General features: G+C 53.5%; 15 protein-coding genes. All 15 read left to right on the top strand.

Features of this window, described 5'->3' with window-relative positions; genetic code table 11:
• Window positions 1–25 precede the first annotated feature (25 nt).
• The gene (gene dprA / locus KNP78_RS02795; protein WP_214707451.1) at window positions 26–817 is read left to right on the top strand and encodes a DNA-processing protein DprA; all 792 of its coding nucleotides are present in this window, start codon (window positions 26–28) and stop codon (window positions 815–817) included.
• Between the two features lie 66 nt (window positions 818–883).
• On the top strand, window positions 884–2,980 hold the full coding sequence (topA, locus tag KNP78_RS02790) for a type I DNA topoisomerase (RefSeq protein WP_034777177.1): 2,097 nt from the start codon (window positions 884–886) through the stop codon (window positions 2,978–2,980).
• A 2-nt stretch (window positions 2,981–2,982) separates the two neighbouring features.
• On the top strand, window positions 2,983–4,290 hold the full coding sequence (gene trmFO, locus KNP78_RS02785) for an FADH(2)-oxidizing methylenetetrahydrofolate--tRNA-(uracil(54)-C(5))-methyltransferase TrmFO (protein ID WP_251128219.1): 1,308 nt from the start codon (window positions 2,983–2,985) through the stop codon (window positions 4,288–4,290).
• 186 nt (window positions 4,291–4,476) lie between these two features.
• Window positions 4,477–5,358, top strand: coding sequence for a tyrosine-type recombinase/integrase (locus tag KNP78_RS02780; protein ID WP_214823245.1), 882 nt, complete (start codon window positions 4,477–4,479; stop codon window positions 5,356–5,358).
• Window positions 5,359–5,369: 11 nt separating this feature from the next.
• Window positions 5,370–5,918, top strand: coding sequence for an ATP-dependent protease subunit HslV (hslV, locus tag KNP78_RS02775; RefSeq protein ID WP_214752711.1), 549 nt, complete (start codon window positions 5,370–5,372; stop codon window positions 5,916–5,918).
• Window positions 5,915–7,285: an ATP-dependent protease ATPase subunit HslU gene (gene hslU, locus KNP78_RS02770; protein WP_138859608.1), complete on the top strand. Its 1,371-nt coding sequence runs from the start codon at window positions 5,915–5,917 to the stop codon at window positions 7,283–7,285. The genes hslV and hslU overlap by 4 nt, the downstream gene beginning before the upstream one ends.
• 37 nt (window positions 7,286–7,322) lie before the next feature.
• A complete protein-coding gene (gene codY, locus KNP78_RS02765) occupies window positions 7,323–8,102 on the top strand; it encodes a GTP-sensing pleiotropic transcriptional regulator CodY (RefSeq protein WP_016508279.1) in 780 nt (259 codons plus the stop codon).
• A gap of 274 nt (window positions 8,103–8,376) precedes the next feature.
• A complete protein-coding gene (gene flgB, locus KNP78_RS02760; protein WP_034777185.1) occupies window positions 8,377–8,745 on the top strand; it encodes a flagellar basal body rod protein FlgB in 369 nt (122 codons plus the stop codon).
• 2 nt (window positions 8,746–8,747) lie between these two features.
• Window positions 8,748–9,176: a flagellar basal body rod protein FlgC gene (flgC, locus tag KNP78_RS02755; protein ID WP_034777187.1), complete on the top strand. Its 429-nt coding sequence runs from the start codon at window positions 8,748–8,750 to the stop codon at window positions 9,174–9,176.
• A gap of 13 nt (window positions 9,177–9,189) precedes the next feature.
• The gene (gene fliE / locus KNP78_RS02750) at window positions 9,190–9,474 is read left to right on the top strand and encodes a flagellar hook-basal body complex protein FliE (RefSeq protein WP_214823244.1); all 285 of its coding nucleotides are present in this window, start codon (window positions 9,190–9,192) and stop codon (window positions 9,472–9,474) included.
• Window positions 9,475–9,495: 21 nt separating this feature from the next.
• Window positions 9,496–11,064, top strand: coding sequence for a flagellar basal-body MS-ring/collar protein FliF (gene fliF / locus KNP78_RS02745; protein ID WP_034777191.1), 1,569 nt, complete (start codon window positions 9,496–9,498; stop codon window positions 11,062–11,064).
• 5 nt (window positions 11,065–11,069) lie between these two features.
• Window positions 11,070–12,077 (top strand): flagellar motor switch protein FliG, encoded by a 1,008-nt coding sequence (fliG, locus tag KNP78_RS02740; RefSeq protein WP_034777193.1) that lies wholly within the window; start codon window positions 11,070–11,072, stop codon window positions 12,075–12,077.
• Window positions 12,061–12,783 (top strand): FliH/SctL family protein, encoded by a 723-nt coding sequence (locus tag KNP78_RS02735; protein WP_214752717.1) that lies wholly within the window; start codon window positions 12,061–12,063, stop codon window positions 12,781–12,783. The genes fliG and KNP78_RS02735 overlap by 17 nt, the downstream gene beginning before the upstream one ends.
• Window positions 12,770–14,089 (top strand): flagellar protein export ATPase FliI, encoded by a 1,320-nt coding sequence (fliI, locus tag KNP78_RS02730; protein ID WP_214823243.1) that lies wholly within the window; start codon window positions 12,770–12,772, stop codon window positions 14,087–14,089. The genes KNP78_RS02735 and fliI overlap by 14 nt, the downstream gene beginning before the upstream one ends.
• The gene (locus KNP78_RS02725) at window positions 14,086–14,520 is read left to right on the top strand and encodes a flagellar FliJ family protein (RefSeq protein ID WP_034777199.1); all 435 of its coding nucleotides are present in this window, start codon (window positions 14,086–14,088) and stop codon (window positions 14,518–14,520) included. The genes fliI and KNP78_RS02725 overlap by 4 nt, the downstream gene beginning before the upstream one ends.
• The last annotated feature ends 3 nt before the right edge of the window (window positions 14,521–14,523 follow it).

Genomic DNA, 14,523 nt, shown 5'->3' with positions numbered 1-14,523 from the left:
CCTCATTTTTTTAGAGGTGATTGTGATGAATCAAACAATCGCTCGATTCGCGGCTGAACGGCTGCCTGTCGAGTTCGTCCATCATTACTTATCGCATCCGGGTTCGAGCACTCGTCCCTTCCATCCGAACGTCTGGAACAAAGCAAAACGGGCGCTTCGTTCAACGGTCACGTACGACCGTTTTTTGACGTGGGAAGACGACGCGTTCCCGCGCGCGTTGCTCGACATTCCGAACCCTCCGTATTGTTTGTTTTACCGAGGCGATTTAGAGGTACTACAACAACAAACGACTGCTTTGGTCGGAAGCCGTGAATTGAATCGCATCAGCCATCGTCTCGTCGAGCATTTCTACCCTTTAATAGAAGAAACTGTCTCGGTATCGGGCGGTGCGCTCGGCATCGATGGTCTCGTCCATGAGTTGGCACTCCAGCATAACCGTCCGACGATCGCTGTCCTCGGAGCGGGCTTTTCACACATGTATCCTCAAGCGCATGCGCCACTGTTCGAACGAATTTCGAGACACGGGTTACTCCTCACCGAATACCCACCGGAAACACCTGTCAAAAAATTTCAATTTTTAGAACGTAATCGTCTCGTCAGCGGACTCGGCGATCAGCTCGTCGTCATTCAGGCCCGTCAGAAGAGCGGGACGATGAATACGGTCGGACATGCGCTCGAGCAAGGAAAGACGGTGTTTGCGGTACCTGGAAGCCCGCTTGATCCGCTCGCGGCAGGTCCGAATCGATTGATTGAGGACGGGGCGATTCCATTGACGACTTCCGACCAAATTCTAATGCGTTCAAGGATTGGACGTTGACAAACGAGCGACAACATGAATATTATGGTAGGGATTTAAAACGACCTCTAAAAGGGGAGCAGATGTATGGCAAAATATTTGGTGATCGTCGAATCACCGGCGAAAGCAAAGACAATTAAACGTTATTTAGGATCGAATTACACGGTCAAAGCGTCAATGGGTCACGTTATCGATTTACCGAAAAGTCAACTCGGTGTCGACGTGGAACATGACTTTGAACCGAAGTACATTACGATTCGTGGAAAAGGCCCAGTTTTGAAAGAATTGAAGACGGCAGCCAAAAAAGCGACGAAAATCTTTCTCGCGGCTGACCCGGATCGCGAAGGGGAAGCGATCGCCTGGCATCTAGCGCGTGCCCTCGGTGTCGACGAAACGACAGAATGTCGGGTCGTCTTTAACGAGATCACGAAAGATGCGATCAAGGAGTCATTCAAGCACCCACGTAAAATCAATCACGATCTCGTCGACGCCCAACAAGCGCGGCGAATTTTGGATCGTCTCGTCGGATACGGGATGAGCCCATTATTATGGAAGAAAGTCAAAAAAGGCTTATCGGCCGGACGTGTCCAATCAGTGGCCGTCAAAATGATCATCGACCGGGAGCGGGAGATCAACGCCTTCGACCCAGAAGAGTATTGGACGATCAAACTCATGCTCAACCATGAAGGCGAATTGTTCGAGACATCGTTTTATGGGAAAGACGGGAAGAAACTGGAGCTCAAGAGCGAGGCAGACGCCGACGCGGTGCTCAACGCGATCGACGACTCGTTCAAAGTCATCGATGTCACGAAGAAAGAGCGGAAGCGGAACGCCTCGCTCCCGTTTACGACAAGTTCGCTCCAACAGGATGCGGCCCGTAAGCTCAACTTCCGTGCCAAGAAAACGATGATGCTCGCGCAACAGCTTTACGAAGGGATCGACCTCGGTAAGAAAGAAGGTACCGTCGGTTTGATCACGTATATGCGTACCGATTCGACACGGATCTCAGATTTGGCGAAAGAAGAAGCGAAATCGTATATCGAGTCCACGTTCGGTGAAGAGTATGTCGCATTGCAGAAACAAAAAGAGAAGAAGGCGGCAAACGCCCAGGATGCCCACGAAGCGATTCGTCCGACATCGGCGTTACGTGACCCGGCCTCGGTCAAAGCATACTTGTCACGCGACCAGCTCCGACTGTACAAGTTGATTTGGGAACGTCTCGTGGCGAGCCAAATGGCGCCGGCCATCCTCGACACGGTAAAAATCGACGTCGAATCGAACGGCATGATTTTCCGTGCCAACGGGTCGACCGTCAAATTCCCAGGTTTCATGAAAGTGTATATCGAATCGAAAGATGATGATATCGAAGATACGAATCCAGAAAAAGAAGGGTTGCTCCCACCGCTCGAAGTCGACGACCTCGTCAAGTTCGACACGATCGAGCCGAAACAGCACTTCACCCAACCGCCGCCGCGTTATAGCGAGGCACGGCTCGTCCGGGCGATGGAAGAGCTCGGGATCGGTCGTCCGTCGACATATGCACCGACGCTCGACACGATTCAAAAACGCGGCTACGTCGTCCTCGAAGAGAAGAAGTTCGTCCCGACGGAGCTCGGTGAACTTGTCATCGAGATGATTGACGAGTATTTCAACGATTTCATCACCGTACAGTTCACGGCCGACATGGAGACGCTCCTCGACTCGATTGAGAACGAGGAAGTCCAATGGACCGACGTCGTTGCCCCGATCTATCGCAGTTTCGAGAAACGCTTGAAACGGGCCGAGGCCGAGATCGAGAAGATCGAAGTGAAAGATGAACCGGCTGGCATCGACTGTGAAGTATGCGGTGCGCCGATGGTCATCAAAATGGGCCGCTACGGTAAATTTATGGCGTGCTCGAACTTCCCGAACTGTACGAACACGAAACCGGTACAAGTCGAGATCGGCGTCCCATGTCCGAGCTGCAAAGACGGACAAGTCGTCGAACGACGCAGTAAAAAAGGTCGTCTGTTCTACGGCTGCTCGAACTATCCAGACTGTGAGTTCGTCTCATGGGACAAACCGGTCGCGAAACCGTGTCCGGAATGTGGTAAGATGATGGTCGAGAAAAAAATCAAAGACGGCGTGAAATATCAATGTACGAACTGTACCCATGCCGAGGTACATCAGTTAGAGGAGGATTAACTTTGCAGCAACGTGTAACTGTGATCGGAGCGGGCCTCGCCGGCTCCGAGGCGGCTTGGCAACTCGCGAAGCGCGGGATTCAAGTCGATTTGTATGAAATGAGACCGGTGCGAAAGACGCCGGCACACCATACGGACCAATTCGCGGAATTGGTCTGCTCGAACTCGCTCCGGGCGAACGGGCTCCAAAATGCGGTCGGTGTCTTGAAGGAAGAGATGCGTACGCTCGACTCGCTCATCTTGAAAGCGGCGGATACGGCGAGCGTACCGGCCGGCGGCGCTCTCGCCGTCGACCGTCACGACTTCGCAGGATTCGTGACCGACACGTTGAAAAACCATCCGAACGTGACCGTGCACAACGAAGAGATCACGGCGATTCCGGACGGGATCGTCATCATGGCGACCGGGCCGCTCACATCGCCTGATCTTTCGGCTTCGCTCAAAGCGTTCACTGGTGAAGACTATTTATACTTCTACGACGCAGCCGCTCCAATCTTGGACGGCGAGACGATCGACCGGGACAAGGTTTACTTGAAGTCCCGTTACGATAAGGGCGAAGCGGCCTACCTCAACTGTCCGATGACAGAAGAGGAGTTCGACTTGTTCTATGACGAACTCGTCAAAGCCGAAGTCGTCCCGCTCAAAGAGTTCGAGAAAGAGATTTACTTCGAAGGCTGCATGCCATTTGAAGTACTCGCCCAACGCGGCAAGAAGACGCTCTTGTTCGGACCGATGAAGCCGGTCGGCCTCGAAGATCCGAAGACGGGCAAACGTCCGCATGCGGTCGTGCAATTGCGGCAAGATAACTCGGCCGGGACGCTCTTCAACTTGGTCGGTTTCCAGACGCACCTGAAATGGGGCGAACAGAAACGAATCATTCAATTGATTCCAGGTCTTGAGAACGCCGAGATCGTGCGTTACGGTGTCATGCACCGGAATACGTTCATCAACTCACCGAGCCTCTTGAAACCGACGTATCAGGCCCGCACACGCGACACGTTGTTCTTTGCCGGACAGATGACCGGTGTCGAAGGGTATGTCGAGTCGGCGGCCTCTGGTCTCCTCGCCGGGATCAACGCGGCGAAGCTGATCGCTGGGGAAGAGCTCGTCGTCCTCCCGCGTGAGACGATGCTCGGTTCGATGGCGCACTACATCACGACAACGGACGGGAAACACTTCCAACCGATGAACGCGAACTTCGGTCTCGTGCCGTCGCTTGAAGACGCTCCGAAGAAGATGAAGAAACAAGAACGTTACGAGCGCTACGCGAACCGTGCCCTCGAAACGATTGAACAGTATAAAGAGATTTAAGGGAAAGGAGCCATTTTTTGGCTCCTTTTTGATGAATCTAAATTTCAATTGTGTAATTTGTACAACACTTTGAAAATTTTCAGATTATTGAAGAGGTATCTATTGTCACCTCTGACTGTGTATGCTATGCTAATTTCGATTTGACGGGAACATGCGTTTTTAAGCTGAAAACGAGGAGGCGAGAGGATGAGATTCGTTGACGATCAACAATCGTTTTTGCGCTATTGCCAAGTCGAACGCCGACTGTCTCCTCATACAAAACGCTCTTACGAGCAGACGCTCGACCAGTACGCCGTTTATTGCCAATCGACACATCAAGATCCTTATGATGTGCAGTCGGCGCGGCGTTATTTATATGCTCTTTATGAGGCAGACACCGCCACGACGACGGTCGCCCAAAAAGTATCGTGTCTCAAACAATTCGGGAAATTTGTGGCACGTGAAACGGGCGGTGAACCGTTGTTTCATGGTTTGACGTCACCGAAACGGCGAAAGTCGCTACCGACGTTCGCCGTGCCGAGCGAGGTCGAACAGCTTTTGAAGGCAGCCGAAGGGCAAGACGACCCATTCCTACGGGCACGTGATGTCGCGATCGTCGAGATGTTGTACGGGACAGGCATGCGTGTCGCCGAGTTGTGCGGCATGGACGTGTCGTCTTACGATGCGGGCCTCGCGTTCGTCCATGTCGTTGGGAAAGGGAAGAAAGAACGTTACATCCCAATCGGACAGTTCGCCATCACGGCGCTCGACCGTTACGTAGACATGCGGCAAACGTGCGCGACGACTCAGGAAACGGCATTATTTCTCAGTCAAAAAGGGAATCGGGTGACAACGGACCAAATTCGCTACGTTATGAAGCGACTCCGGAAGCTGGGAGGCCTTCACAAGCCGTTGACGCCACACTCACTCCGTCACAGTTTTGCGACGGACCTGCTCGAGCGCGGGGCGGACCTTCGCGCCGTCCAGGAACTGCTCGGACACGAGTCGCTCTCCACGACCGGACGTTATACCCACGTCTCGACCGAGCGTCTGCGAGCGGTCTATCAAGCTACACATCCGAGAAAGTAGGAGGTCATCAGATGTTTCATGCAACCACGATTTTCGCGGTCCGCCATAACGGACACGGCGCGATGAGCGGAGACGGACAAGTCACGTTCGGGAACGCCGTCATCATGAAAAACAAGGCCAAAAAAGTACGACGTCTTTATGGCGGCAAAGTCGTCGCCGGATTCGCCGGCAGCGTCGCCGACGCGTTCACCCTTTTCGAAAAGTTTGAATCGAAGCTTGAGATGTATAACGGAAACTTGCCGCGTGCGGCCGTCGAGCTGGCCAAGGAGTGGCGTGGGGATAAGATGCTCCGCCAACTTGAGGCGTTGTTGATCGTCATGGACAGCGATCACTTATTGCTCGTGTCTGGGAACGGGGAAGTGATTGAACCGGACGACGGCATCTTGGCCATCGGTTCGGGCGGGAACTACGCCCTCGCCGCCGGACGTGCCCTCGTGCGGCATTCGCCGGAGAAAACAGCAGAAGACATAGCCCGTGCCGCTCTCGAGATTGCCGGGGAGCTGTGCGTCTACACGAACGACCAAGTCATCGTAGAAACGATCGGAGGCGATTCTGAATGAAACGTGAACTGACACCCCGCCAAATCGTAGCGGAGTTAGACCGCTTCGTCATCGGACAGAAAGATGCGAAGCGCGCGGTCGCGATCGCGCTCCGCAATCGCTATCGGCGTCAAAAACTGAGCGCCGACTTGCGCGATGAAGTGACACCGAAGAATATCTTGATGATCGGACCGACCGGTGTCGGGAAAACGGAGATCGCGCGACGGTTAGCCAAACTCGTCGGCGCACCGTTCGTCAAAGTCGAAGCGACGAAGTTCACGGAAGTCGGTTATGTCGGCCGTGACGTCGAGTCGATGGTCCGGGACCTCGTCGAAGATTCGGTCCGTCTCGTGAAGGAAGAGAAGAAAGAGGGCGTGAAAGAACAAGCCGAGGTCGCAGCGACCGAACGCATCCTCGACGCCCTGCAAGGGAAAGCCAAGGTCGAGCCGACCGCATCCAATCCGTTTGAGGCGCTGTTCGGGGGTCAAGGTCAAAAGACCGAGGAACCGACGAGCACACAGTCGTCCGATCGCGCGCAACTGCGCCGCTTGCTTGAACTCGGTGAGCTCGAAGAACGGTTGATTGAGGTCAACCTCGAAGAAAAACAGACCGTCGACCTGTTCCAAGGACAAGGCATGGAAGGGTTATCAAATCTCCAAGACATGCTCGGTCAAATCGTGCCGAAAAAACGGAAAAAGCGCAAACTGCCAGTCCGTGAAGCACGACCGCTCATCATCGCTGAAGAAGCGGAGAACTTGCTCGACATGAACGAGGTTCATGACGAGGCCGTCCGCCGCAGTGAACAGATGGGGATCATCTTCGTCGATGAGATCGACAAGATTGCGACGAAGTCGCAAGATCACGCCGGTGTCTCGCGGGAAGGGGTCCAACGTGACATTCTCCCAATCGTCGAAGGGTCGACCGTCGTGACGAAGTATGGCCCGGTCAAGACGGACCACGTGCTGTTTATCGCCGCCGGCGCATTCCATATGGCCAAACCGTCCGATTTGATTCCTGAACTTCAAGGTCGGTTCCCGATTCGCGTCGAATTGGGCAGCTTGACCGAAGAAGACTTCGTCAAGATCTTGACCGAGCCGTCCCAGGCACTCATCAAGCAGTACACCGCTCTTCTCGAGTCTGAGGAGATCAGTGTCGAGTTCACGCATTCGGCCATCGAAGAGATTGCTCGTATCGCCACGCACGTCAACCGAGAGACGGACGACATCGGTGCCCGCCGCTTGTACACGATCATGGAGCGCGTGCTTGAGGACTTGTCGTTCGAGGCGGCCGATATGCCGCAGACACACGTTCAAATCACACCGGCTTATGTGAAAGAAAAAGTCGGATCGATCGCGGAAGATCGAGACTTGAGCCAATTTATACTATAAGATTCTGTATGCACATACAGGGAGGAAAATAAGAATTATGAACTTACTAGACAAAACACGCCAATTGAACACGATGCTTCAACAAGAGGCAAGCGCACACGTTGATTTTAAAGAAATGGCGGACAAAATGCGCGAAGTACTCGAAGCGAATACGTTCATCGTGAGCCGTCGCGGCCGCTTGCTCGGTTTCGCGATCAAACAACAGATCGAGAACGAACGGATGAAGGCGTTTTTAGTCGACCGCCAATTCCCGGAGCCTTATGCCTCGAACTTGTTCAACGTGAAAGAGACGACAGAAAACATCGGCATCGACAGTGAATATACAGCCTTCCCGGTTGAGAACCGTGAACTGTTCCTCGACTCGATGACGACGATCGTCCCAATCATCGGAGGCGGCGAACGTCTCGGGACACTCGTACTCGGTCGTCTCAACAATGAGTTCACAGAAGACGACCTCGTCTTGGCAGAATATAGCGCGACGGTCGTCGGAATGGAGATTCTGCGTGAGAAAGCGGCTGAAGCCGAGGCGTCGGCCCGTAAGAAGGCGGTCGTTCAAATGGCGATCAACTCGCTCTCTTATTCAGAGCTCGAAGCGATCGAACATATCTTCGAGGAGCTCGGTGGAAACGAAGGGCTGTTAGTTGCTTCCAAAATTGCCGATAGAGTGGGAATCACACGTTCGGTCATCGTCAATGCGCTCCGCAAATTGGAAAGCGCAGGCGTCATCGAATCACGTTCGCTTGGTATGAAAGGAACGTATATTAAGATACTAAATGACAACTTCTTGTTCGAATTACAAAAGTTGAAATCGAATTGAAATAAAGACAATTCAGTATATGAATTATAGGAAAGTCTATTGAATTAGGACTTTCGACTTATAAAGTCGCTTCCGATACGTCGGGGGCGACTTTTTTTAGTGCAAAAGTAATTATTTTCAGAATTCGTCGTAAATTCGACAAAAACAGAAGATAGCATTTACCTGTTTTAACAAAAATATCTTTCAACACTGTTACAGATTTGTTTCAATGTAATAGTAGATTTTCCAAATAAGGTATATACATGCATTCTTTTGGTGAAAGTGAGTGAAACGCATGAATTGGATCGGCACCGACTATCAATTAATGAAGCAAGCGATCAATCATTCGGTCGTAAATCAGAAGGTCATCAGCCATAACCTGTCAAATATCGATACCCCGAACTTCCGGGCGAAACAAGCCGTGTTCGAACAGACGTTGAACAACGAGATGCGTCTCAAATTGGCGGGTGGACGTCCGAGCGAGCGAGCGGCAACGACAATCACGGACCGGGCCGGAGGAGCGATGCGAAGTGACGGGAACAACGTCGACCTCGACTATGAAATGAGCGAGTTGGCCCGGAACCAACTTCAATACGAAGCGATGATGGAACAATTGAACCGCCGGCTCGGCGGACTCAAGACCGTCATTAGAGGAGGACGTTAACGATGGGGATGTTTGATAGTTTTCATATCTCGGCGACGGCATTGACGTCACAGCGGCTTCGGATGGACACGGTATCCGCAAACATCGCGAACGCCCAGACGACACGAGGCAAACTCGTCGACGGAGAGTGGCAACCGTATACGCGGAAAATGACCGTCTTGCAGGAAGCACCGTTTCGACAACAGTTGTCCGCCGTCAGCGGCGGCGTCGAAGTATCACAAATCGTGGAAGATGAAAGCCCGTACAAGCTCGTCTATGACCCGAGCCATCCAGATTCGGATGACCGCGGCTACGTTCAAATGCCGAACGTCGACTTGTTGAAAGAAATGGTCGATTTGATGGGGGCCACCCGGTCATACGAGGCAAACATTGCTGCAATGAACGCCACGAAAGCGATGCTCGTCAAAGCGATGGAAATCGGTAAAGGATAAGGAGTGACAAACGATGCAAATTAAACCGATACAGTTGATCGGTACACAACCGACCGTCACGCCGACGGTAAAAGAGACACCGTCTCAGTTCGGTACGTATTTGAACGAGGCGATGCGCTCGTTGAACGATGTCCAACAAGCGACGAGTTCAGCCCGGGCCGACCTTGCTGTCGGCAAAGCGGATTTACATCAAGTCATGATTCAAAGTGAAGAGTCGTCGATTGCGATGCAACTCGCCATTGAGGTGCGAAACAAAGCGGTCGAGGCCTATCAAGAAATGATGCGAATGCAAGTTTAATGTAGAGGATGACGAGTTGCGATGAATGAAAAGTTAAAAGAACGATTCGGTTCACTGACCGGTTCCCTTCAAACGATGAAGACGAACCGTAAAATCTTTTGGGGCCTCGTCATCGCCGGCGTACTTCTCGTCGCGGTGGTCTTGACCGTCTGGCTGTCGCGCCCGAACATGGCTCCGCTTTATACGAACCTGTCCGCCCAAGAAGCGGGCGAGGTGACGGAGAAGCTGACGGCTGACGGTGTGAAAGCCGAAATTAAAGCGACATCGAACGGCGTGAGTGTATACGTACCGAGCGAACAGGTCGATCAATTGAAAGTCAGCCTCGCGGCAGCGGGCATCCCGAAGTCAGGCGCAATCGACTACAGTTTCTTCAGTGAAAATGCCGGTTTCGGAACGACCGACCGCGAGATGGCCGTCATCGAACGGAGTGCGATGCAGACCGAGCTCGAGCGGTTGATCACACAGATCGAAGGGATCAACCAAGCGAAAGTCATCATCTCGATTCCTGAGAAATCGGTCTTCTTGGCGGAAGACCAGGGCGAGCCGACGGCGTCGATTGTCTTAAATTTAGGAGCAGGTACGAATCTTGAACCGGCGACGGTCAAAGGGCTCTACCATTTGATTAGTAAGAGCGTACCGAACTTGAAACCAGAAAACATCTCGGTCATGGACCAATATTTTACGTATTACGATTTGGACCAAACGACGACGGCAGGAGGATCATCCACCGATCCGCTCGTCTTGAAGCGTCAAGTTGAGAAAGATGTCCGTCAACAGATTCAACAGATGCTTTCCGTCCTCTTAGGAGAGCGGAGCGTCCTCGTCTCGGTTACGGCCGATATCGACACGACGCAAGCGGCAGAAGAGCAGAACCTCGTGACACCTGTCAACGAGGACAGCATGGAAGGGATCGTCACATCGGCCGAACGAATCGCCGAAGCGTACACCGGCGGTACCGGCGCGGCGACCGCGGCGGGCACGGCCGAGAATGACACGGTCAATTTCCCGGCCGCCACCGGCACCGGGGAAGAAGAGAGCGAAAAGAATCATGAAATCATCAATTATGAAGTCAACCGCATCACGAAACAGATTCAAAACGCACCGTACTCGATTCGTGATCTCGGTGTTCAATTGATCGTCGAACCGCCGAACGGGGCGACGACGATTGACCCACAACTCGAAGGTGACCTCGAGACGATGATGTACTCGATTATCCGGACGTCACTCGCCAAGACCGGCGAGGCGCTCACAGAGGCGGAACTTGAACAGAAAGTCGTCGTCGTATCGCGTCCGTTCGCTGAGACGGAAGAAGCGGCTGCGGTCGAACAACCTACCCAGTGGTGGATGTATGCGGCAGCAGCAGGGGCCGTCGTCTTGCTCGCGCTCTTGTTCTTCGCGATGCGTAAACGCAAACGTGAACCGATTGCCGAAACGAACGAATGGGAAGTCCCATATGAAGACGAAGTACCGGACCTCGACCTTGAAGAACGAGGCGAAGGGGCCGTCAAGAAGAAACAGTTGGAGAAATTGGCAGAGAGCAATCCTGAAGAGTTCGCCAAACTTCTCCGTACTTGGATGTCTGAGGAGTGAGTACTGTGAATTACGCAAAACAAGCGAACCGGGAAAAAGCGGCCATGCTCATGATCTCGCTTGGACCTGAGGTGGCTGCGAACGTCTACAAACATCTGTCGGAAGAAGAGATGGAGCAGTTGACGTTACAAATCTCGGCCTTGAAGAAAGTATCGTCCGAACAAAAAGAAGCGATCATGGGCGAGTTCCACGAGCTCGCCATGGCACAAAGTTATATCACGCAAGGCGGGATCGGGTTTGCGAAAACGGTGCTCGAGAAAGCGGTCGGAGAAGAGAAAGCGATGGCCCTCATCCATAGGCTCACATCGACGCTCCAAGTTCGACCGTTCGAGTTTGCCCGTAAGGCCGACCCGAAGCAGTTGCTCAACTTTATCCAGAACGAGCATCCGCAGACGATCGCCTTGATTTTGGCGCATCTCGAACCGGTCAAGTCGGGACAAATCCTATCGGAACTCCCGCCTGAGATTCAATCGGAAGTCGCCAAGCGGATCGCGACGATGGATCGACTCAATCCGGACGTCATTCACGAGATTGAACAGATTCTCGAGAAAAACTTGTCCCAGACCGATATGCAAGACTACGCCCAGTCTGGTGGCATCGAAGCGGTCGTCGAAGTGCTCAACGGGGTCGATCGTACGACCGAGCGCACCATCCTCGATGCGCTTGAAATTGAAGACCCGGAACTGGCCGAGGAAATCAAAAAACGGATGTTCGTCTTCGAAGATATCGTCACGCTCGATTCGCGTGCGATTCAACGAATCATCCGCGAAGTGGCAAACGACGACCTATTGCTTGCCCTCAAAGTGTCGTCCGAAGAAGTCAAACAGATCATCTTCAAAAACATGTCACAGCGAATGGTCGAAACGTTCAAAGAAGACATGGAATTCATGGGGCCTGTCCGGTTGCGTGACGTCGAAGAAGCGCAAAGCCGTATCGTCGGCATCATCCGTCGCTTAGAAGACGTCGGAGAGATCGTGATCAGCCGCGGCGGAGGAGATGACATCGTTGTCTAACGTGATTAAACGCTATTATGCGACACCGCTCGAACCGCAACGGATCGACTCGAAACCGTTTCTTGAGCCGGTATCGGTGGAGCATGACGACCAAGAAAATGAGCAGTTGGAACAAAAGCGTGAACAACTCCGGTTAGACGAAGAAGCGCTTCAGAGTCGCCGTGCCTCGATGGAACAAGAACTCGCGGTGCTGAGAGAGGAAGTGTTGACGTCAGCCCGACAAGAAGGGTTTGACGCAGGGTTTGACCACGGTAGACGGGAAGGCAAGGCGGAGTACGACGAGTTGACGACGCGGCTGAACACCGTCGCCGTCGAACTTGAACAACTGTTCGATACGAAGTGGCGGGACGCGGAGCGGCAACTCGTCGCCCTCGCCCTCGAGGTCAGCGCCCGCGTCACAACAGAGCTTGTCCGGAAAGATGAGGCGTTGTTCGCCGACCGGATTCGAGAACAGTTGCTCCGTCAGCTAGATGCCGAGTCGTTGACGGTGTACGTCCATCCGACCCGTCTCGCTTCGATTCAACGTTTCGATTCGGAGTGGGCGACACCAGACGGTCCGCCTTTGAAATATCGGGCGGATGCCGGTTTGAGTGAGACGAGCGTCCGGATCGAGACACCGCACCACGGTGACGAACTCGATTTGACTTACAGCTTTGAACGCATCCAATCCAAAATCGAGGAGGTTTTGGCCGATGGTGCTTATTGACCACGTCCTTCAGTCGATCACGGCATCCGCCGAGGACGAATACGTCCGGAAAGTCGGCCGGGTCTGCCGAGTCGTCGGATTGATGATTGAATCGACGGGGCCGAGCGCTTTTATCGGAGAGCGCTGTCTGATCGAACTCCCGTCCGGCCAACATGTCGAGGCGGAAGTCGTGGGATTCAATGAGGCCCGCGTGCTCCTCATGCCTTACGGGGAGACGACCCAAATCGCTCCGGGCTGTATGGTCAAAGGGACGGGTCGGATGCTCCAAGTCCCGGTCGGTGACGAACTGATCGGACAAGTGCTCGATGGTCTCGGCCGTCCCTTGTCCGGTGAAGCAGTCACACCGGGAAAACGCTACGATGTCCTTCGGAAGCCACCGAACCCGCTCGAGCGACCGCGGATTTTAGATGTCTTGTCGACCGGCGTCCGCGTCATCGACGGTCTGTTAACGGTCGGTAAAGGGCAACGGGTCGGGTTGTTCGCGGGTTCAGGAGTCGGGAAGTCGACTCTGCTCGGGATGATCGCCAAACGCTCATCGGCCGACATAAACGTCATCGCTTTAATCGGTGAACGTGGCCGTGAAGTGAAAGAGTTCATCGAGAAAGAGCTCGGACCAGAAGGGATGGCCCGCTCGGTCGTCATCGTGGCGACGAGCGACCAACCGCCTCTCGTTCGATTGAAAGGGGCTTATACGGCGACAGCCATCGCTGAATACTTCCGGGACCATGGCAAGGAAGTCGTCCTCATGATGGACTCGGTGACCCGCTTTGCCATGGCGCAACGGGAAATCGGTCTTGCGACCGGTGAACCTCCGACGTCAAAAGGGTATACCCCATCCGTGTTCGCGATGTTGCCGCAACTGTTGGAACGAAGCGGTACCGCTGTGACGGGCTCGATCACCGCTTTTTACACCGTCCTTGTCGACGGGGATGATATGAATGAACCAATCGCAGACGCGGTGCGAGGCATACTGGACGGCCACTTCGTCATGGACCGTTCGCTCGCGAACCGTGGCCAGTTCCCGGCGATCCACGTCTTAAAGTCGATTAGCCGTGTCATGAACCAAATTGCGGGGCCGATGCACCGTGAGGCCGCCCAAACGTTCCGCGGCTGGTTGGCGACGTACTTGGACGCCGAGGACTTGATCAATATCGGGGCCTATAAAAAAGGGACGAACCCGGCAATCGATACGGCGATCGAGCAATACCCTGAGTTATTGACTTTTTTAAAGCAATCCATCGAAGAAGAGGCCCCGCTCGAGCAATCGCTCGAACGTTTGGCCAAGATCGTGCGAGGTGAACCATGAACAGACTATTGTTAGAACGCATCATGCCGATCGCGGAACATGAGAAAGAAGAGTCCGCGACGGAGATGAGACAACAGAAAGCACGGTTCGAGACGGAGATGGAGGCGCTCTATCGGCTCGTGTTGACGTACGAGTCGCTCATGAAGAGTCAAGATGAACAGGATGGCGTCATCGACCTGCTCATGTCGCAATATCGTGAGCAGACACGCGAACGGCTGAAACGTCAAATCGAGACGCAACAGCTCGTCGTCCAGCAGGCGCGCAATCGGTACCATCTGTCACAAGAGCGCTTGCTCGGAAAAGTCGTTGAGGAAAAGAAATATGTAACGTTGCATGAAAAAGTCAGTCAACATGAAGTGGCTGCGACGAAGCTCATCGAGCAACATTTCATCGATGAGCTGGCAGTGATTCATCACGGGAAAGGGAAGTAAACC

Origin of the sequence: Exiguobacterium sp. s28 (assembly GCF_018618135.1) — a bacterium.
Classification (GTDB): Bacteria; Bacillota; Bacilli; order Exiguobacteriales; family Exiguobacteriaceae; genus Exiguobacterium; species Exiguobacterium mexicanum_A.
Note: the sequence above shows the minus strand (reverse complement) of the source record. Positions and strands in the feature narration are given on the sequence as shown.